Origin of the sequence: Lichenibacterium dinghuense, from assembly GCF_021730615.1 — a bacterium.
Classification (GTDB): Bacteria; Pseudomonadota; Alphaproteobacteria; order Rhizobiales; family Beijerinckiaceae; genus Lichenihabitans; species Lichenihabitans dinghuensis.
On sequence record NZ_JAJLMN010000001.1, the window covers coordinates 1,988,889 to 2,007,327 of the forward strand.

Annotated in this window: 22 protein-coding genes; 6 read left to right on the forward strand and 16 right to left on the reverse strand. The window is 74.3% G+C overall.

All coding sequences use genetic code 11. From position 1 onward, the window contains the following. The first annotated feature begins 423 nt into the window (after window positions 1-423). Complete coding sequence (locus tag L7N97_RS09650) at window positions 424-1,245, forward strand: hypothetical protein (RefSeq protein ID WP_237478095.1); 822 nt, start codon at window positions 424-426, stop codon at window positions 1,243-1,245. A 157-nt stretch (window positions 1,246-1,402) separates the two neighbouring features. Here the strand turns inward: L7N97_RS09650 and L7N97_RS09655 are convergent, their stop codons facing one another. After that, complete coding sequence (locus L7N97_RS09655) at window positions 1,403-2,590, reverse strand: PAS domain-containing protein (RefSeq protein ID WP_237478096.1); 1,188 nt, start codon at window positions 2,588-2,590, stop codon at window positions 1,403-1,405. 356 nt (window positions 2,591-2,946) lie between these two features. On the opposite strand from L7N97_RS09655, the gene L7N97_RS09660 reads away from it, so the two are divergent. Both L7N97_RS09660 and L7N97_RS09665 read left to right on the forward strand, forming a co-directional pair. Beyond that, complete coding sequence (locus L7N97_RS09660) at window positions 2,947-4,122, forward strand: glycosyltransferase family 2 protein (RefSeq protein WP_237478097.1); 1,176 nt, start codon at window positions 2,947-2,949, stop codon at window positions 4,120-4,122. Continuing rightward, window positions 4,119-4,559 carry a GtrA family protein gene (locus L7N97_RS09665; protein ID WP_237478098.1) on the forward strand — a complete coding sequence of 147 codons (441 nt, stop codon included), beginning with the start codon at window positions 4,119-4,121 and terminating at the stop codon, window positions 4,557-4,559. The genes L7N97_RS09660 and L7N97_RS09665 overlap by 4 nt, the downstream gene beginning before the upstream one ends. On the opposite strand, the gene L7N97_RS09670 is transcribed toward L7N97_RS09665, so the two are convergent. The 9 genes from L7N97_RS09670 to L7N97_RS09710 all read right to left on the reverse strand — a co-directional run bounded on the left by L7N97_RS09670 (window position 4,482) and on the right by L7N97_RS09710 (window position 13,870). Then, the gene (locus L7N97_RS09670) at window positions 4,482-6,134 is read right to left on the reverse strand and encodes a hypothetical protein (protein ID WP_237478099.1); all 1,653 of its coding nucleotides are present in this window, start codon (window positions 6,132-6,134) and stop codon (window positions 4,482-4,484) included. The two genes, L7N97_RS09665 and L7N97_RS09670, sit on opposite strands and share 78 nt — an antisense overlap. Further along, window positions 6,131-7,105 carry a hypothetical protein gene (locus L7N97_RS09675; RefSeq protein ID WP_237478100.1) on the reverse strand — a complete coding sequence of 325 codons (975 nt, stop codon included), beginning with the start codon at window positions 7,103-7,105 and terminating at the stop codon, window positions 6,131-6,133. Before L7N97_RS09675 ends, L7N97_RS09670 begins: the two co-directional genes overlap by 4 nt. 2 nt (window positions 7,106-7,107) lie before the next feature. Then, window positions 7,108-8,511 carry an MBOAT family O-acyltransferase gene (locus L7N97_RS09680; RefSeq protein ID WP_237478101.1) on the reverse strand — a complete coding sequence of 468 codons (1,404 nt, stop codon included), beginning with the start codon at window positions 8,509-8,511 and terminating at the stop codon, window positions 7,108-7,110. 139 nt (window positions 8,512-8,650) lie between these two features. Further along, window positions 8,651-9,991 carry a bifunctional folylpolyglutamate synthase/dihydrofolate synthase gene (locus tag L7N97_RS09685; RefSeq protein WP_428980974.1) on the reverse strand — a complete coding sequence of 447 codons (1,341 nt, stop codon included), beginning with the start codon at window positions 9,989-9,991 and terminating at the stop codon, window positions 8,651-8,653. Window positions 9,992-9,999: 8 nt separating this feature from the next. Then, the gene (gene accD, locus L7N97_RS09690) at window positions 10,000-10,887 is read right to left on the reverse strand and encodes an acetyl-CoA carboxylase, carboxyltransferase subunit beta (RefSeq protein ID WP_237478102.1); all 888 of its coding nucleotides are present in this window, start codon (window positions 10,885-10,887) and stop codon (window positions 10,000-10,002) included. Beyond that, window positions 10,884-11,744 (reverse strand): tryptophan synthase subunit alpha, encoded by an 861-nt coding sequence (gene trpA, locus L7N97_RS09695; protein WP_237478103.1) that lies wholly within the window; start codon window positions 11,742-11,744, stop codon window positions 10,884-10,886. The genes accD and trpA overlap by 4 nt, the downstream gene beginning before the upstream one ends. Beyond that, window positions 11,741-11,962, reverse strand: coding sequence for a hypothetical protein (locus tag L7N97_RS09700; protein WP_237478104.1), 222 nt, complete (start codon window positions 11,960-11,962; stop codon window positions 11,741-11,743). Before L7N97_RS09700 ends, trpA begins: the two co-directional genes overlap by 4 nt. A 28-nt stretch (window positions 11,963-11,990) precedes the next feature. Beyond that, complete coding sequence (gene trpB, locus L7N97_RS09705) at window positions 11,991-13,208, reverse strand: tryptophan synthase subunit beta (RefSeq protein ID WP_237478105.1); 1,218 nt, start codon at window positions 13,206-13,208, stop codon at window positions 11,991-11,993. Then, window positions 13,205-13,870 (reverse strand): phosphoribosylanthranilate isomerase, encoded by a 666-nt coding sequence (locus tag L7N97_RS09710; RefSeq protein ID WP_237478106.1) that lies wholly within the window; start codon window positions 13,868-13,870, stop codon window positions 13,205-13,207. Before L7N97_RS09710 ends, trpB begins: the two co-directional genes overlap by 4 nt. A 223-nt stretch (window positions 13,871-14,093) precedes the next feature. Here L7N97_RS09710 and L7N97_RS09715 point away from each other — a divergent pair, with 223 nt between their 5' ends. Together L7N97_RS09715 and L7N97_RS09720 are read left to right on the forward strand one after the other, a co-directional pair. After that, the gene (locus L7N97_RS09715) at window positions 14,094-14,288 is read left to right on the forward strand and encodes a hypothetical protein (RefSeq protein ID WP_237478107.1); all 195 of its coding nucleotides are present in this window, start codon (window positions 14,094-14,096) and stop codon (window positions 14,286-14,288) included. Between the two features lie 213 nt (window positions 14,289-14,501). After that, a complete protein-coding gene (locus L7N97_RS09720) occupies window positions 14,502-14,753 on the forward strand; it encodes a hypothetical protein (RefSeq protein WP_237478108.1) in 252 nt (83 codons plus the stop codon). A gap of 16 nt (window positions 14,754-14,769) precedes the next feature. On the opposite strand, the gene L7N97_RS09725 is transcribed toward L7N97_RS09720, so the two are convergent. From L7N97_RS09725 to L7N97_RS09750, 6 genes are all read right to left on the reverse strand, one after another. Further along, window positions 14,770-14,979, reverse strand: coding sequence for a hypothetical protein (locus tag L7N97_RS09725; protein WP_237478109.1), 210 nt, complete (start codon window positions 14,977-14,979; stop codon window positions 14,770-14,772). Between the two features lie 125 nt (window positions 14,980-15,104). Then, a complete protein-coding gene (locus L7N97_RS09730; RefSeq protein WP_237478110.1) occupies window positions 15,105-15,854 on the reverse strand; it encodes a helix-turn-helix transcriptional regulator in 750 nt (249 codons plus the stop codon). A gap of 95 nt (window positions 15,855-15,949) precedes the next feature. Then, on the reverse strand, window positions 15,950-16,309 hold the full coding sequence (locus tag L7N97_RS09735; RefSeq protein ID WP_237478111.1) for a hypothetical protein: 360 nt from the start codon (window positions 16,307-16,309) through the stop codon (window positions 15,950-15,952). Continuing rightward, window positions 16,296-16,778: a hypothetical protein gene (locus L7N97_RS09740; protein ID WP_237478112.1), complete on the reverse strand. Its 483-nt coding sequence runs from the start codon at window positions 16,776-16,778 to the stop codon at window positions 16,296-16,298. The genes L7N97_RS09735 and L7N97_RS09740 overlap by 14 nt, the downstream gene beginning before the upstream one ends. Next, window positions 16,775-17,062, reverse strand: coding sequence for a hypothetical protein (locus L7N97_RS09745; protein WP_237478113.1), 288 nt, complete (start codon window positions 17,060-17,062; stop codon window positions 16,775-16,777). The genes L7N97_RS09740 and L7N97_RS09745 overlap by 4 nt, the downstream gene beginning before the upstream one ends. Before the next feature lie 173 nt (window positions 17,063-17,235). Next, a complete protein-coding gene (locus tag L7N97_RS09750) occupies window positions 17,236-17,505 on the reverse strand; it encodes a hypothetical protein (protein ID WP_237478114.1) in 270 nt (89 codons plus the stop codon). Window positions 17,506-17,838: 333 nt separating this feature from the next. On the opposite strand from L7N97_RS09750, the gene L7N97_RS09755 reads away from it, so the two are divergent. Continuing rightward, a complete protein-coding gene (locus tag L7N97_RS09755; RefSeq protein ID WP_237478115.1) occupies window positions 17,839-18,234 on the forward strand; it encodes a DUF2934 domain-containing protein in 396 nt (131 codons plus the stop codon). The last annotated feature ends 205 nt before the right edge of the window (window positions 18,235-18,439 follow it).

Here is an 18,439-nt window from a genome sequence, read left to right on the forward strand (position 1 = left end):
TTCGCCCTCGACGGGCTCGACCGGATGAGCTTCGCCAGTCCCGCCGCCGAACAGCTCTGGAAGCCGCGGCTGGCGCGTCTGCGCGCCGCCGCACTCGCGGCCGAGTTCGACGCCGTGCGTCGCGGCCGGTCGCGACAGGCACGGCTGTGGGTGTCATATCGAGACCTGGGGACGCTGCTCGCCGAAGTGGCGAGCGATGGGCTTCAGGCGGAGGTCGACGGCTGCGCGATCGACCACCGCGCGCCCGTTTGGTCTGAGGAGGACTTCTCGTCCTGCGAGGCCCTCGCCTATCGGCTGTCAGTTCGCAGGGCCGGCGGATCGCCCTGGGACGGCGCCGGGCCGCCCGAGGCTCCGACATGCTGTGCCCGCGCGTGGGAGAAACGCTCCGAAGCGGGGGCGAGGGACCCTTTGAGCTTCCTTCTGATGTCGGGCGGCTCAGGTCCGCTCGTCTCGATGGCGGCTTTCGCCACCTTGGGGTTCGGGCCGCTCCGCCACGCCCCGTGCGGCGTCGATTGTTGCGCCACCCTCGCCCAGGTGGCGGCCGGCGAGGAAGCTCTCCGGGCTCTCGGCTTCGCCGACGAGGCCGCCTGGCTTTCGGAACTGAGCCGAGGCTCCTGCCGCGCTTCCATACGCTCCGGCCTCGCCGAGGTGACGACGCCCTGGTTCCGCTTCGCCTACGCCTCGGACCGCCGTCCGCAATGCGGGGTGCGGACGGTTCCGGTCGTGTCCGACGTGCCATCCCGCGCCGAGGACGCCGTTGCCCCGGACCGGGCGCTCTGGATCCGCCTGATGTGGGAGCAGGCGGCCTCGCTCGGGCGCGCCAGGAGCCTCCTGCACCTGGATTGCGGCGACGGCCTGCTCATGGCCGCCGCGCTCAGTCGATCGCGCAGGCTGACTGCCATCGGAACGACAGACAGCGACCGGCACGCCGCGACCGCGACCCGGCGCTGCGGTTCCCGCGCCGAGGTGCTCAACGTCGACTGGACGGTCGCACCCGAGGTGCATGTGCGCCCGCGGGACGGCATCGACCTCGTGGTTCTCCGGGCGGCCCGCCTGCTGTCCCTCGACGCGTCTGGTCGGAGCCGCGCCCTGGCGGCGCTCGCGCGACATCGCTCGATCGTCGCAGCCATCGGCGACCTGAGCCCGAGCGCGACTGTTGAAGCTCGTGCGCTGTTCGAAGAGGCTTCCTTCGACGTCTCGGCCGCTTCTGCGAACTGCTTGTCGTGGCGGGTATCGCCCCAATGACCGCCATGCCCAGCAGGCAAGGTCGCCGGTCGAATCGCCGCGGCGTCGACGTCGAAGGCCCTCGTACCCGCCGTCGGAGATGCTGCTGCATGTCCGACCGGTCACGCGGCGGCGCGCATCCGCGCTTGCCGGCGGTCGAACCTCCTGCCCATTGGTCTCAGACGGCCAACTCTGCCCAGGCGCTCTCCACCGTCACCAGCACGGCCGGGCGGCCGCGGTGGGCGAGGTCGACCGTGCGGCCCGACACCGGCAGGGCGCGCCCGTCGCGCGTGCGGTGCGTCCAGCCCTCGGAGGCCGCCGGGCCCACCGGCCCGATGCCGTCGAGGTCGAGCCGGAGGAAGGCGTCGCGGTCCCAGCCGTAGAGCGCCAGCGCGGCCGCGTTCACGGCCAGCACGGCGCGCGTGTCGCGGTCGAACACGAACATCGGGTAAGGGCAGCGCTCGAAGAGCTGCGCGAGGTCGCCGTCGCCGCCGAAGGCGTCGGGCGCCTCCACGCGGGCGAGGAGGCTGCGCCCGTGCGGGCCGCGGCGCTCCTCGACGCTGAGCCATGTGCCGTCCGCCAGGGCGGCGCGGTACACGCCGACCGGATCGACGTCCCGCGCGAGGCGGAGCGCGATCCAGCTCGCCTCGCAGCCGCGCGCGCCCGCGAGGTCGGGCCGCACCGGCCCGCCCGCCGCCTCGTCGTCCTGCGCGGCGGTGGGGTCGGCCGCACCGACCAGGGCGTCGAAGCGGGCGTTGCGCAGCAGGCACCGCCCTTCGAGGTCGAACAGCGCGAAGGCGTCCGGCTCCGCGTCGGCCAGGGCCTGCAGCCGCGCCGCGGCCTCGCCGTCGCCCGCCGGCGACGGGGCGGCGCCGAGGGCCGGCAGCAGCAGGTCGCCGAACTCGGCGAAGAGGCGGCGCTGCAGGCCGCTCAGGAGCGTGCGGCGGCTGCCGTCGAGCAGCACCACGGCGCCGAGGCATCGGCCGGCGGCCGACAGGATGGGCGTCGCCGCCACGAAGCCGGGGCCGGGCGCGACCTCCTCCATCACGCCCGCGTGGCGGCCGGTCTCGGGGGGCTCGGAGGCGGCCAGCACCTCGAACAGGCGGCAGGCCGCGCCGACCGCGCCCGGCGCGCCGGCAGGCCCGGCCGCGGCCTCGACGGTCAGCCCGTCCGGCCCCGCGAGGACCAGCGCCGCCGCGGCCACGCCGAACAGGTCGGTCGCGAGGTGGAGCACCCGGTCGACCTCCGGCCGCCGCAGCGCGGTTCCGCCCGGCCTCGCCCCCGGCGCACGACGCCCCTCGCCCGCCGTCGGGGTCGCGGGCGGCGTCATGCGGGCGCGGAGGCCGAGAAGTGTTGCGGTTGCCATCGAAATATTCCGAGACTCTGACACGTCCCCGCATGTTTAGCCGGGGATCGTTACTCGGCCGTTTCGAGGGGAGCCGGCCGGATGTCGGGCTCCGGCGAAGCGCGCTGGTCGGCCGCGACCGGCGTGCTGCCGCCGACCCGACGGGTGCCTCGCGATCGGGCGCCCCCGCTTCGGCCGGCGCCGAGGCCGAGCAGGTTCGGCACAGGCGCGCCACCGCGGCGATCCGATGCGCCCCCGCGGCGCCGCGGGATTTTTGACCTGCATCCGACGATGGAATGGGAGATGATGCGGCGACGGATCTCGCCCCCGCGTCCTCGGGGGACGGAGGTCCCCTGCGGCGGGGGTTCGGAACGGCCATGGACGTCGACGACGGCGCGCGGTGCGAACTGACGGTGCTGATGCCCTGCCTCAACGAGGCCGAGACGCTGGCGGCCTGCATCGACAAGGCCGTGGGCTTCCTGCGGCGGGAGGGCGTCGCGGGCGAGGTGCTGGTCGCCGACAACGGCAGCAGCGACGGGTCGCAGGGGATCGCGCGGGCGCGCGACGCCCGCGTCGTCGAGGTCCCCACCAAGGGCTACGGCGCGGCCCTGCTCGGCGGTGTCGCGCAGGCGCGGGGCCGCTTCGTGATCATGGGCGACGCCGACGACAGCTACGACTTCTCGACCCTCGACGGCTTTCTCGCGCGCCTGCGCGACGGCGCCGACCTCGTCATCGGCAACCGCTTCAAGGGCGGCATCGCGCCCGGCGCCATGCCGCCCCTGCACCGCTACCTCGGCAACCCCGTGCTCAGCCTCATCGGGCGCGTCTTCTTCGGGGTGCCGGCGGGGGACTTCCACTGCGGGCTGCGCGGCTTCCGGACCGACCGCATCCGCGCCCTGGACCTGCGCGCGACCGGCATGGAGTTCGCGAGCGAGATGGTGGTGCGCGCCGCCGTCGCGGGGCTCAGGATCGACGAGGTCCCGTGCCGGCTGGTGCCCGACGGGCGCAGCCGGAAGCCCCACCTCAAGACGTGGCGCGACGGCTGGCGGCATCTGAAGTTCCTGCTGATCTTCAGCCCGCGCTGGCTGTTCCTCGTGCCGGGCTCGGGCCTCACGGTGCTGGGCACCGTCCTGTCCGCGGCGCTGTTCTTCGGGCCGATCCGCGTCGACCGCGTGGTGTTCGACCTCAACGCCTTCACCACGGCCTGCCTGACCGTGGTGGTGGGCGTGCAACTGCTGAGCTTCGGGATCCTGTCGCGCTCCTTCGCCGCCATGGCGGGCCTGCTGCCGAACAGCGCGCGGGTGGCGGCCCTGGTGCGCGCCCTGACGACGGACCGGCTGGCCCGCGGGGGCGCCGGCCTCGTGCTGGCCGGGCTGGTCCTGTTCGGGACGGCGCTGGCCACCTGGGCGTCCGTGGGCTTCGGCGACCTCGCCGACCCCACCCTCCCCTGGCGCGTGATGGCCGGCCTCACCCTGGTGGTGGTCGGGCTGCAGATGCTGTCCACGGCCTTCTTCGTCGGCATCCTGTCGATCCCGACCGCGAGGTACCCGTGAAGCTCGCCGCGGGGGAGGCGGGGACGCTCGGCCGGCTCGTCGTGACGGGCGGGACGGCGGCCCTGCTCTTCACGGCCTGCGCCGTCGCGCTGCGGGCCGGGGCCGGCCTGCCGCCCTTCGCGGCCAGCGCCCTGGCCTACCTCGTCGCCTTCGCCTTCGCCTACACGACGCAGCGCCGCTGGACCTTCGGCGGCCGGCACAGCCACGGCCACGCCTTCCCGCGCTACCTCGCGGCGCAGGCCGCCTGCCTGCTGCTGTCCGCCGCGCTCGCGCAGGTCCTGGGCGCGGTCTGGGGCGCCTCGCCGCTCGTCATGGCCTGCGCGACCAGCGTCGCCGTCAGCGCGGTCAGTTTCGCCCTGTCACGGTTCTGGGTCTTCGCCGACCGCGGGGCCGCGCCGGAGCAGCGACAGGCCCAGCCCGGCGCCGAGGGCCGCTGACGCGAAGCCGGCGCCGAGCAGCCAGGCCGCCGCGTCGGGCCAGGCCAGGAGCGACAGGTCCGCGTAAAGGCGCACCGGCTCCGCCCAGCACAGCGCGGCGGCGGCGACGTCGATGTAGCGGTCGCCGCCGCGCGTCCCCGCGCAGCCGGCGTAGACGGCGGCGTCGCAGGCCGTGGCGAAGGCGAGGAACAGCAGCGCGTAGACGAGGTCGGCCGCGAGCAGGACCCGCAGCGGGGACGAGCGGCGCGCGCCCTCGACCGCCCAGGCCAGCAGCGGCCACAGCACGGGCGCGAAGCCGTGCAGGTACCAGGCCGGCTGGCCGAGGCCGCCGCCGGCGATCAGCACCAGCGAGTAGTAGACCAGGGCGGCCGTGAACAGCGCCAGCGTCAGCGGGGCGAGCGCGTCGAGGGCGCGGCCGGGCCGCGGACGCAGGGCCATCCCGGCCACCGCGATCGCCGGCGCGGCCACCATCATGGGCGCGATGGAGGCCAGGGGCGGCACGGCGAAGGACCAGGTGCCGTTCCACACCAGCGACAGGTCGAAGTCGTAGGCGATGCGCAGCAGCGCCGCCACGGACAGGTGATGCTGGAGCCCCCGCCACAGGCCCTCGCCGCGGGCGAGGTTGACGCCGTCGTTGGCGCCGATCGGGTCGCCGGTCCGCAGGAACTGGCCGAGGTACCACCACCCCGCCACGGCGACGGCCGCCAGCGCGAAACACGCGACGCCGCCGAGGCGCCGCCCGCGCTCCGCCCGCGGCGCGAGGAGCGCCGCTCCCGCCAGCACCAGCCCGGCGGCGGCCGCCAGGGGCAGCACGGTGGCCTTGGTGAGCAGCCCCACGCCGACGACCGCGCCGACGCCCGCGTGGGCGAGGAGGCCGGCGCGGCCGGCGAGCAGCAGCCGCAGGCCGAGCCCGGTGAGACCGGCGAGCAGGCACACGAGCGCGTCGTTGCCGAGGCGTGCCATCTCGGGGAACCACTCGGGCAGCAGGATCGGCCACAGCGCCGGCGCCAGCACGGCGAGCGCCGCAGGCTGCGGATCGCGCCGCCCCGCCCGGCCGAGGCCGGACGCCGCCCAGGCGGCGCAGAGGAGGCCGCCGCAGGCGAGCGTGTAGCTGAGCCCCCGCAGCAGGGCGAGGCGCCCGCGCAGGCTCCACGCGTCGGCCCAGCGGAAGGCGGGCGCGAGCAGCGCGTAGAACAGCGGAGGGTGCTGGGCTTCCCAGTTCGCCCCCGCGCCGCCGCGCCAGCGCGGGTCGGCGGTGGGCGCCGCGGCGGCGTCGCGGACCGCGGCGCGCGCTTCCGGGCCGGCCGTGGCCACATCGGCGTAGCTCAGCCGGCGGCCCGCGGCGGCCGGCACGGGGGCGCGGCGCGCGTAGTCCTCCGTCTCGGCCGACATCGGGTCGCCGCGCGCCGGCACCGTGCCGGCCGCCGCGACCTGCGCCACGTAGGAATAATGCCCCGTCTCGTCGTAGCCCTCGAAGGGCGGCAGCATCGCCACGCGGCCGAGGCCGAACAGGTAGACCCCGAGCAGGAGGGCCGCGGCGGCCAGCCGGGCGCGGGTCACGGCGGGCGAGGTCACGGTGCCGCCCCCGTCACGGGCGCGCCCAGGCATCGGTCGATGGCGGGGGCCGCTTCCCGGAAGAAGGCCGCCGCCCAGGCGTCGCCGCTCGCGCGGTCGAGGTGGGAGCCGTCGAAGGTGGCGAGGCCGGACAAGCGCGGCAGCACCGCGGTCGCCCCGGTGCGGCGCGCCACGGCGTCGACGAGCGGGGCATAGTCGGCGGAGGGCTCCGGCACCTGCGTGAGGATCACGCAGGCCGGCGGCACGCCGGAGCCCGCGAGCAGCTCCTCGGCCAGGGCGGCGTCGGACGCGATGGCGCGCGCGTCGTCGTAGGGCGGGGGCGGCGTGAAGGGCTCCGCGTGCGGCGACGAGCGGGCCGCGGCCCAGTCCCACTGGCCGGTCGCGCGCGAGCGGAACACGGACTCCGCCCCGCCCGGACAGGGGCTCGGATCGCGGTCGCACAGAAGCCGGTGCAGGGGCTGCGTCGCGGCCTTGAGCAGGACGTCGACCCGCGTCTTCCAGTTGTAGCGGACCTCGACCACGGCGGCCGGGCTCCAGGCCGGCACGAAGAAGGGGGCGACGTTGACGACGAGGACCCTGGGCTTCAGGCCGAGGCCGTGGAAGACCCGGAACGCGAAGGGCGCCGACTCGCCGTAGCCGAAGCCGAGGAGGTGGTAGGACGCGCCGTGGGCCGCGAAGAAGCCGTCCGTCAGCGGCCGCGAGAAGGCGACCTGCAGGCGGCTGTTGCCGAGGAAGACGACCTCGGCCGCCCTGGCCTTCGCGACCGCGCGCGGCTCGAGGAGGCGGTCGTAGGCCGCGTGCTCGTAGTCGCCGAAGGCCGCGTTCTGGCAATAGGCCAGGTAGGCGTCGTCGGAATAGCCGCGCGCGTCGCAGGGGGCCTCCATGGCCCAGGTGCGGGTCGCCGCGTAGGCCGCGGCCAGGACGGGGAGGCTCAAGGTCAGGACCGCCGCGAGGTAGGGGTAGGGCTTCACGGTCAGAATCGGAAATACAGGAAGTAGGTCGGCGCATCGACGATGCGGGCGAGGGCGACCCCGAAGGCGCCCGCCGTCGCGGCGGCCCAGCCGAGGCTCCCCGACCAGACGGGCCAGCGCGAGCGCGCGCCGTAGCCCATGATCTCCTGGCTGTTGGGGGCCGCCGCGACGACGAATGCGAGCGCCACCAGCGCTCCGGCGAGCGGCAGGCTCGCCGCGCCCGGCCCGCCGCCGAGGCCCAGCATGGCGCGCCACACCGTCCACGTCTCGGCGGCGGTGGCGGCGCGGAACGGCACCCAGGCGAGGAGCACGAAGAGCGCCGTGAGCGGCCAGGACAGGGCGGCCGGCAGGCGCCGGCCGCGCCCGGCCCAGAGGTGGGCCGCCATCAGGCCGGTGCCGTGGATCGCGCCCCACAGCACGAAGGTCCAGGAGGCCCCGTGCCAGAGGCCGCCGAGCAGCATCGTCAGGAACAGGTTGAGGTAGCGCCGGGCGGGGCCGCGCCGGCTGCCGCCGAGCGGGATGTAGAGGTAGTCGCGCAGGAAGGCCGACAGCGTGACGTGCCAGCGCCGCCAGAAGTCGACGATGGAGGCGGCCTTATAGGGCGAATCGAAGTTGACCGGCAGCCGGACGCCGAACATCAGCGCGAGGCCGATCGCCATGTCGGAATAGCCCGAGAAGTCGAAGTAGAGCTGGAGTGCGTAGGCGACGGTGCCGGTCCAGGCCTCCGCGGTCGAGACCGCGCCCGAAGCGGCCGCGGCGAAGAGACGGTCCGCGTGGAACCCGAGCGGGTCCGCCACGGCCGCCTTCTTGAAGAGGCCGAGGGCGAAGTAGGTCAGGCCGTAGGACAGGCGGGACGGGTCGAAGCGGTAGGTCCGGGGATCGTCGAACTGGGGCATCACGGCCCGGTGGTGGATCAGCGGGCCGGCGACGAGGTGCGGGAAGAAGGACGCGAAGAGCGCGTAATGCGCGGGCCTCGGGTCGCGCGCGAGGCCCCGGTGGCAGTCCACCAGGAAGGCGATCTGGGTGAAGGTGAAGAAGGAGATGCCGATCGGCAGACGGATGCCGGGCAGCGGCACCGACAGGCCGAGGAGAGCGTCGGCGGTGGAGGCCGCGAAGTCGGCATATTTGAAGACGGCCAGCGCGGCGAGGTCGAGCCCGACCCCGAGCGCGAGCAGCCGCCGGTCGGGGCGCAGGCTCAGGCGGGAGCCGACCGCGAAGTTCAGGGCGACGGACGCGCCGAGCACGGCGAGGTTCCGGGCCGGGTCGCCCCAGCAGTAGAACACGAAGGAGGCGGCGGCCAGCCACAGCGCGGCGCCGCGGCGGCTCCCGAACCGACCGATGCCGTAGAAGACCGCGAGGGTGACCGGCAGGAAGCCGAGGATGAAGACGAACGAGTTGAACAGCATCCGCGACCGGGCCGATTCGGGGGGATGAACACCGACGGTCGAAGGCTAGCCAGCGGGTCAGCCCGCGTCAAAACAGCGGACGCCATCGCGGGTGGAGGCGGGCGACGGACGGCCGACGGAGACCGGGCTCACCGCCCGGCTATTCCGGCGGCGTCCCGTTCAGCCCCAGCACCTCGCCGGCGAGGTGGAGCGAGCCCGCGACGAGCACCCGCGGGGCGACGGGCCACTTGCGCGCCGCGAGGAAGCGCAGCGCCGAGGGCACGTCCGGGCAGCGCGCGCCCGCGATCCCGGCCGCCGCGGCGGCGGCGAGGAGGCGGTCCGGGTCGTGCGCGCCCCCGCCCCCCTCCCCCTCGCCGGCGATCGGCACGGCGATGATCTCCTGCGCCAGCCCGGCGAAGGGCGCCAGAAAGGCGTCCGGGTCCTTGGTGGCGAGCATGCCGCAGACCAGCAGGAGCGGACGGGCCTGGCGCTCCTCCATCTCGGCCAGGGCTTCGGCGAGGATGCGGCCGCCCGCGGCGTTGTGGCCGCCGTCGAGCCACAGCTCCGAACCCGCGGGCAGCAGCGCCGGCAGCGGGCCGCGCTTCAGCGGCTGCAGCCGCGCCGGCCATTCGGCCCGGGACAGGCCGGCCTCGTAGGCCGAGGCCGGCAGGTCCGGGAAGGCCGCGCGCAGCGCCGCGACGGCGGCGGCGGCGTTGCCGTGCTGGTGGCGACCGGCGAGGCGCGGCAGCGGCAGGTCGAGGAGGCCTTGGCCGTCCTGGTAGACGAGGCGCCCGCGCTCCTCCCCGGCCGAGAAGTCCTGGCCCGCGAAGACCGCGGGCGCGCCGACGCGGGCGGCCTCGCGCTCGATCACGGCGCGGGCCTCGTCGCACTGTTCGGCGACGACCGCCGGCACGCCGCGCTTGAGGATGCCGGCCTTCTCGCCCGCGATGGCCGCCACGGTGGCGCCCAGGAACTCGCGGTGGTCCATCGACACGGGGGTGATCACGGTGGCGAGGGGGCGCGGCACGACGTTGGTGGCGTCGTAGCGGCCGCCGAGCCCGACCTCCAGCAGCAGCGCGTCCGCGGTATGCTCGGCGAAGAGCAGCAGCGCCGCCGCCGTGGTGATCTCGAAGACGCTGATGCCCTGTCCGGCGTTGACGGCCTCGCACCGCGCGAAGGCCTCGGCCAGGACCTCGTCTGACACGAGCCGGCCGGCGAGCCTGATCCGCTCGTGAAAGCGCACGAGGTGGGGCGAGGTGTAGACGTGGACGCGGCGGCCCGCGGCCTCCAGGACCGCGCGCATGAAGGCGACGGTGGAGCCCTTGCCGTTGGTGCCGGCGACGTGGATCACCGGCGGGAGCCGCCGCTCGGGGTGGCCGAGGCCGGCGAGCAGCCGCTCGATGCGGCCGAGCGACAGGTCGATGCGCTTCGGGTGGAGCGGCAGGAAGCGGGCGACCAGCGCGTCCGCGGCGCCGGCGGGCCCGCCCGCCATGGCTCCCATGCCGGGGACTACTCCGCCGCGGCGGGCAGCGCCGCCGCGGCGGGGCGCCGGTCCATCAGCAGGCCGCAGAGCCGCGCCAGGGTGGCGCGCATGTCGCGGCGGTGCACCACCATGTCGACCATGCCGTGTTCCTGCAGGTATTCGGCGCGCTGGAACCCCTCGGGCAGCTTCTCGCGCACCGTCTGCTCGATGACGCGCGGCCCGGCGAAGCAGATCAGCGCGCCCGGCTCGGCGATGTGCACGTCGCCCAGCATGGCATAGGAGGCGGTGACGCCGCCCGTCGTCGGGTTGGTCAGCACGACGATGTAGGGCAGGCCGGCGCGCTTCAGGCGGTTCACCGCGACCGTGGTGCGCGGCATCTGCATCAGCGAGAACACGCCCTCCTGCATGCGGGCCCCGCCCGAGGCCGCGTAGAGGATGAAGGGCGCGCCGAGCTTCAGCGCCCGCTCGGCGCCGGTCACGATGGCCTCGCCCGCCGCCATGCCGAGCGTGCCGGCGAAGAAATCGAAGGTCTGCACCGCCACCACGGCGTCGCGGCCGCCGAGCTTGCCGACGCCGAGCTTCACGGCATCGCCGAGGCCGGTGCTGGTGCGCTCCTCCTTCAGCTTGTCGGCGTAGCGCTTCTCGGCGCGAAAGCGCAGCGGGTCGGCCAAAACCTCGGCGACGGGGATCTCCTCCCAGCGGCCGTCGTCGAAGGTGGTCGCGAGGCGGGTCTTCGCGTCCATCTTCATGTGGAACTCGGAGCCCGGCACCACGAACAGGTTGTTCTCGAGGTCCTTGTGGAAGACGAGCTGCCCGGAATCCGGGCACTTCACCCACAGGTTCTCGGGCGTGTCCTTCTTGGTGGTGAGGAAGGAGCGGATCTTGGGCGGGACGACGTTGTTGATCCAGCTCACGGGCGGCTCTCCTCGGCCGGCAGGTCGGTCGGAACGCGCTTGGCCGAGCGGGCCCCGCGCGCCAGGCCCTCGACGAAGGCCCGCACGGCCGGCACCGTGGCGGCCGTGGCGTGGCCGCCGTCGAGCGTGCGGGCCAGCACGTCGATGAGCGCCGTGCCGACCACCACCGCGTCGGCGTGGGCCGCGACCTCGGCGGCGGCCTCCGGCGTCTTCACGCCGAAGCCCACCGCCACGGGGAGGTCCGTGTGGCCCTTGATGCGCCGCACCGCCTGGCCGACGCGGCTGTAGTCCGGGATGGCCGCCCCCGTGATGCCGGTGACCGACACGTAGTACACGAAGCCGCTCGTGTTCTTCAGCACGGCGGGCAGGCGCGCGTCGTCGGTGGTGGGGGTGGCGAGGCGGATGAAGTTGAGCCCCGCCTCCAGCGCCGGCACGCAGAGCTCGCGGTCCTCCTCGGGCGGCAGGTCGACCACGATGAGGCCGTCGACGCCGGCCGCCTTCGCGTCGTCGAGGAAGCGGTCGACGCCGTAGATGTAGATGGGGTTGTAGTAGCCCATCAGCACGATCGGGGTCGCGTCGTCGTGGGCGCGGAAGTCGCGCACCATGTCGAGCGTCTTCGACAGGCGATGGCCGGACTTGAGCGCCCGCAGCGCGGCGGCCTGGATGGTGGGGCCGTCCGCCATGGGGTCGGTGAAGGGCATGCCGAGCTCGATCACGTCGGCGCCGGCCTCGGGCAGCGCGCGCAGCACCGCCGCGGAGGTGCGGTCGTCGGGGTCGCCCGCCGTGATGAAGGTGACGAGGCCGGCGCGGTTCTGTCGGGCGAGGTCGGCGAAGCGGGCCTTCATGCGGGCGGTCAAGCGCGGGCTCCTTCGAGGGCGGCGATGCGGGGCTCGTGATGCTTCATGTCGGTGACGAGCGAGTCGACGGAAGCGACGACGACGTATCGCAGTCCTTCGAGCTGGGTCTCCATCGCGTCGAGCCGCGCATCGATGCCGTCGAGGCGCGCGTCGATGCCATCAAAACGCTTGTCCATCGCTGCCATGTCCGCCCGCATGCCGCGGAGCAGCTCCAGCACGAGGTTCTCGGTCTCCGCCGTCATGGGATCACATCCCGCCGAGGTGGTCGGCGACGGTGAAGATGTCCTTGTCGCCGCGGCCGCACATGTTCATCACCATCAGGTGATCGCGGGGGCGCTTGGGCGCAAGCTCCAGCACGGCGGCGAGCGCGTGGGCGGGCTCCAGCGCCGGGATGATGCCTTCGAGCTTGCAGCAGAGCTGGAAGGCGTCGAGCGCGCCCTTGTCGGTCGCGGACAGGTAGGTGACGCGGCCCACGTCCTTCAGCCAGGCGTGCTCGGGGCCGATGCCGGGATAGTCGAGGCCGGCCGAGATGGAGTGGCCCTCCTCGATCTGGCCGTCGTCGTCCATCAGGAGGTAGGTGCGGTTGCCGTGCAGCACGCCGGGCCGGCCGCCCGCCAGCGAGGCCGCGTGGGCCTTGGTGTCGAGCCCGTGGCCGGCCGCCTCGACGCCGAAGATCTCGATGCCCGGGTCGTCGAGGAAGGGGTGGAACAGGCCGATGGCGTTGGAGCCGCCGCCGATGCAGGCGACGAGCGAGTCCGGCAGCCGGCCCTCGCGCTCCTGCATCTGGGCGCGGGTCTCGGTGCCGATGATCGACTGGAAGTCGCGCACCATGGCCGGATAGGGGTGCGGGCCGGCGGCCGTGCCGATGCAGTAGAAGGTGTCGGCGACGTTGGTGACCCAGTCGCGCAGGGCCTCGTTCATCGCATCCTTGAGGGTGCGGGCGCCCGACTGCACGGGCACGACCTCGGCGCCCAGCATCTTCATGCGGAACACGTTGGGCTTCTGCCGCTCGACGTCCACCGCGCCCATGTAGACCACGCAGGGCAGGCCGAAGCGCGCGCAGGCCGTGGCGGTGGCGACGCCGTGCTGGCCCGCGCCGGTCTCGGCGATGATGCGGGTCTTGCCCATGCGCTTCGCCAGCAGGATCTGGCCCAGCACGTTGTTGATCTTGTGCGCGCCGGTGTGGTTCAGCTCGTCGCGCTTGAAGTAGATCTTGGCGCCGCCGCAGTGCTCGGTCAGCCGCTCGGCGAAGTAGAGCGGCGACGGGCGGCCGACGTAGTGGGTGTGCAGGCTTGCGATCTCGGCCGCGAAGGCGGGGTCGGCGCGGGCCTCCTCGTAGGCGCGCTCGAGGTCGAGGATCAGCGGCATCAGCGTTTCGGCGACGAAGCGGCCGCCGTAGTTGCCGAAGTGGCCCCGGGCGTCCGGGCCCTGGCGGAAGGAGTTCGGCAGGCTCTGCTCGTTCACGGCGAAAGGTCCTCGTCCGGCGGGGTGCCGCGGGCGGCCCTGACGAAGGCCGCGATGAGCTCGGGCGACTTGACGCCGGGGGCGGTCTCGACACCCGACGACACGTCGACCGCCGGGGCCCGCGTCGCGCGGAGCGCCTCGCCCACGTTGTGGGGCCCGAGTCCCCCTGACAGCATGAAGGGGACGGGGAGGTCAAGGCCGGCCAGCAGCGACCAGTCGAAGGCGACGCCGTTGCCGCCCGGCCGCGTGGCGCCCTTCGGCGGCTTGGCGTCGAACATGACCTCGTCCGCCACCTCGGCCCAGGCCGGGGCCTGCGACACGTCCGACGCCTCCGAGACGCCGAGCACCTTGACCACGGGGCGGCCGAAGCGCGCCCTGACGCCCGCCACCCGCTCCGACGTTTCGCGGCCGTGGAGCTGCAGCATGTCGGGGCCGACGGCCGCCACGATCTCGTCGAGCGTGCCGTCGTCGGCGTCGACCGTCAGGGCGACCACGGCGGCCCGGCCCCGCGCGCGGGCCGCGAGGGCCGCGGCGCGGCGGATCGCCAGGTGGCGCGGCGAGCGCGGGAAGAACACGAGCCCGACGCGGCCGGCGCCGGCGTCGAGCGCCGCGTCGAGCGTGTCCTCGGTCGACAGGCCGCAGATCTTGATCAGGGGTGCCACGGATGTCCTCGGAGCAGCCGGGCGCGACGGGCGCACGGCGGGTCGCGGGGCTTATCGCGCAGCGGCGCGCACAAAAAAAGGCCCGGCAGCGGCGGGCGACCCCGCGGGGGCCGGGGCCGCGCCGGACCCCGCAGCGATTTCTCCGCCGTCGCGACCTCCGCGCCGTGACGGCGTTGACGCGCGGAGCGGGGCCGGCGGGCGGCCGCGCGCGGAGGAGCACACCATGCCGACAGATCCCGGACCGGGCGACCCCTTCCCCACCCCGGCGGAGACGCCGGCCCCGCCCGAGCAGGCGCCGGGCGAGCCGATCGGCATCCCGCAGCCGGGCCCGGACGTCGTCGATCCCGCCCCGTCGCCCGGCGTCGGCGTGCCCGCGAGCACGCCGACCGAGATCCCGGGCGCGCCCAAGACGTTCTGAAGACGAAAAAAAGCCCGCCGGTCGGGGACCGGCGGGTTCGAGGTGGTCGTTGGGTCGCCGAGACAATGCCCGGGGATGGTGAACAGTTCATCGCGGCCGCGCCGCACCGCGTGTCGCGGAATGAGACCGGCGCCGGGCTTGCCGCGGGGTGGAGGCGCGCGGCAGAAGGCCGTGACGCCTCCGCGCCCCCCGATCTGACAGGGACCCCACAGCATGACCCGAGCCCGCCTGCCGCTGAAGGGCGCCTGGATCGATTGCGCCTACGACGGCGAGACGCTCACGCTGGCGGCCGTGGGCTCGCCGTTGCAGTATCTGGTGAAGGCACCGACCTCGATCCCGGCACGGCACAAGCAGTCCGAGGAGCGCGGGCGGCTGCGCCGCCTCGCCGTCGCCGCCCTGCGCGACGCCGGTGCGGCCGGCGACGTCGACGACGCCGAGGTGGTGTGGAGCTACCGGGCGGGCTGACGCCGGCCTCCGCGCTTCAATGCCGCACAATGCGGCCGCGCGGGACAGACAACGCCCGTCCGCGCGGGATCTGCGGCGGCGGCGCCGCCAGGTGGGAGGCTAACGACGATTCGGCCCGGCTCAGGATGTGCTCGAGGCCCGGCATGTCGAGGGCGATCGCCTGGGCCCGGCACAGCTCGATCACCGTCCTCAAAGCCCGCAACTCGTCGCCGCGATCCCCCGCCATGCCGGCCCTCCCGAGCGCTGCGCCGCGCGCCGCCGTCCGGGCCATCATGCCGCGTCGCGCCGGCGCCGAACAGCCTGACAAAATTGCGGTGGCGCGGGACCCGGCCGGGCGGCCCGAGGGCCCCCTCAGCCCTCGATCAGCCCGCGCCTCATCGCGACCGCCACGGCCTGCGGCTTGGTCAGGCAGTTCAGCTTGCGGCGGGCCGCGTCGAGGTAGGTGCGCACGGCGCTGGACGACAGGCCGAGGATGTCCGCCGTCTGGTCGATGGTCCTGCCGGCCGCGGCCCATTGCAGGGTTTCACGCTCGCGGACGGACAAGCGCGGGACGGCGGCGCCCGGCGGCGCGGCGGCCCCGATCTCCAGCAACTTGGCATGGAGGTGGCTGGCGACGATGCCCATGTCCCGCACGAGGTCGTGGCGCAGCATCGACCAGTCCCGGTCCGACGCGTCGCACGTGACGTTGAACAGGGCCTGGGCCCCGCCCGGCCCGCGGCTCGGCAGGGCGAGGCCTTGGCGGCCGACGCCGGCTTCCCCGGCTTCGTCGAAGAAGCGGCGCACCACGGGCGCCGACCTGTCGAGCGTCGCCCAGTCGACCGGGACGATGCTCCGCATGCCGACCCGCATCACGGGGTCGATGGCGTGGTAGCGGGACTGGATGTAGCGCTCGACCCAGTGGGTCGGGTAGGTGAAGAGGATCGTGTCCCGCCCGTCGGCGACGCCGGCCCGGCCCACGGCGAACAGCACGGCGTGCCTCAGGCCGTAGGGCTCGATCAGCCCGTCCATGGCGCGTTTGACGTCGGGAAGGTCGGTCGCCGCCTCGATCGAGGCCAGCGCCGCGAGGAAGCGCTCGCGTCGCTCGGCCTCGCTCTGGGACATGTTCCCCCTTCCGCCAGCGGAGCACCTCCCGTCCGGGTCCCGCGAAAATAGCGGGTCCGGCGGCCCGTCACAACGGCCGGCGCGCCGTGCGGCCGTCAGCGCTCGCGATGGTGGTCCTGGTCCCCGCGGTCGGTGATCTTGCCCAACAGGCCGAGGATCTTGGCCTGGTTGCTCTCGACCAGCTCGAACCGCTCGACGACGGAGCGGTCCTTGTCGGCCCGTCGCTCAGTCTCGTCCTGCCGGCGCCAGCCGACCAGGTCGGCATGGATGTCGCGCAACTCTTCGAGCAGGGCACGCTGCGTTTCGGCTTCCAGGCCGACGAAGACGCCGGCCGACAGGCCGGGGTCGGGGGCGGGCAGTCCCTTCTTCTCGGCCTCGCCGCGGCGCAGGCCGAGGCCCGAGATGATGGCCGCCAGGAACGTGCCCGCGATGGCGGCGAGGTCAGCGGCTGACATATCGGGCATCGTAGCTCGCTCGATAGAGGGACCGGAGTTCCATCGCGCTGAGCACGCCGTAGACCGCCACGCCGGGCGAGATCACGCCCAGTCCCTGCATCGTGCCCTCGTAGACCAGGAAGCCCACCTGCCCCCAGCTCAGGAAGCCGAGGAAGGCGCCCAGCATGCGGGCATAGGGGGTGCGGGGCGAGCGGCCGTTGATGTAGAGCGCCGCCAGCCGCACCCCGCCCGTCGCCCCGAACGCGCAGGACCAGAAGGTTTCGGTCAGCCCCAGCCGGTGGAAGGCCGAGAAGGACGGGCCGGCGAGGCTGTCGCCCGGCAGGGCCAGCACCAGCGCCCACAGGCACATGATGACGGCCGACAGCCATTCCGTGTCGCGGCACCCCGCCACGGTCGGCCGGCCCACGCGGCACGGCGGCCGCTCCGCCCGCCCGCCGGCCGCCGGATCGACGTGCGACGGCGCGCTCACGCCCGCGCCCGGCCGGCGCGGGCGGAGCCGCTGAGGGTCTGGTGCAGCATCGCGGTGATCTGGTCGGCCCGGTCCGACGATCCCCTGGAACTGCCGAGCCAGTAAGGCACGATGTCGACGACCTTCCGGGCCAGCCAGTCGCCACGGTACATCGCCTCGATCTGGGCGCGGCCGAGTTCGAAGACCGTGAAGGCGTCGTGGGCAGCCTTGTCGCGGCCCGTGCCGAGCGAGGCCGCGAAGTTGGACAGGCTATCGCGCACGCCCGCGCCGAACGAGAACGTCATGCGAACCTCGGGATGGGGGAGGAAGGCGCGCGGCGGCGGCCCGCGGCTCGGGCGAGCGGCAAGGGGCGGTCGGCTCGGGGGACTTTCAGGGGCGGGGAGCGCGGGGCTTCCCCTCATCCGCCCTCACGTCGTGAGGGCACCTTCTCCCGCTCGCGGGAGAAGGGCGGGTGCGATCAGGCCTCGCCGGGCGGCGTCACGAAGCGGACGGTGATGCCGGACACGCCCTCGTCGGCCTCGGCGAGGTGCTTCAGGTCGCCGTAGCCGCGGTCGATCAGGGCGTTGATGGCGGACACCCGCGCCTGCTCGCTCGTCGCCTCGCGGGCGAGGCGGGCGAGCTCGCGGATCGCGTCGGGCACGTGGGCTCGGATAGCGGCGCGGATCTCCACTGTATCGGGATGGGGCTCGGCGCCCGGCTCGCGGCGGCGGGTCGGCCTCCTCGCCATGGCGCCGCCCTCCGGGCAAAGAAAAGGCCCGCGGGCGAGGCGCCCCGGGCCGAACCGCAATCCTGCAGCGTCCCTAACCACACCAGATCGGACGCCCAAAGTCAAGAACGAATGCAGAACAAAACCGAGGGTGGGCGAAGACGCCAGCCCCGCACCAGCCTCGGGACGCACTGCTAGGAGGCGGCGGGCCGGTGCGAGCCCTCGAAGATCACCCTCGAAGCGGTGGCGCCCGGTATCCGCGATTAGACCCCGGAGACCCGCCGAGCCTCGAAGGCGGCCGGCCTCCGGCCCCCATCACGGCCCGCGCGGCGGGCCCATCCCGGAGTTCGCCCCTTGACCCTCCCCACCCACAACGCCGTCGCGATCCACGCCTACTTCACCTGGGAGGCCGAGGGCCGCCCGCACGGCCGCCACGAGCACCACTGGTTCGCCGCCGAGGCCGCGCTGACGCGCGCCGCCGAGCCCGCGGTCGCCGCCGTCGCCCAGGCTGCCCCGGTGGTGGAAGCCGTCCAGGCTGCCCCGGCCAAGGCCCCCGCGGTCAAGAAGGCCGCCGCGCCGCGCAAACCCGCGCAGCCCAAAGCCGCCGCCTCCAAGGCGGTCGCTCCGAAGGCGGCCGCGCCCAAGGCGACGGCCGAGAAGGCCCCCGCCGAGACCGTGGTGGCCGCCGCCGCCCTCGCGACGCCGCGCGCCGCGCGCAGCACCGCCAAAGGCGCCCGCCGCGCCCACTGACCTCTGTCCAGCCGATATCGGACCATCCAACGCCGCGGCTCGTCCGCGGCGTTGGGCGTTCGGGAAGCCATCGCGGCCCGCGGCGTCCTCCTCCGAAATCCCGCGCATTGCCTATCCAAAGTTGACGCCGCACCAGCGATGGAGCCACACCGCCATCATGGCGCGGTCAGCAGGAAGGGCGGCTTCGATGGCGTCGATGCTTTCC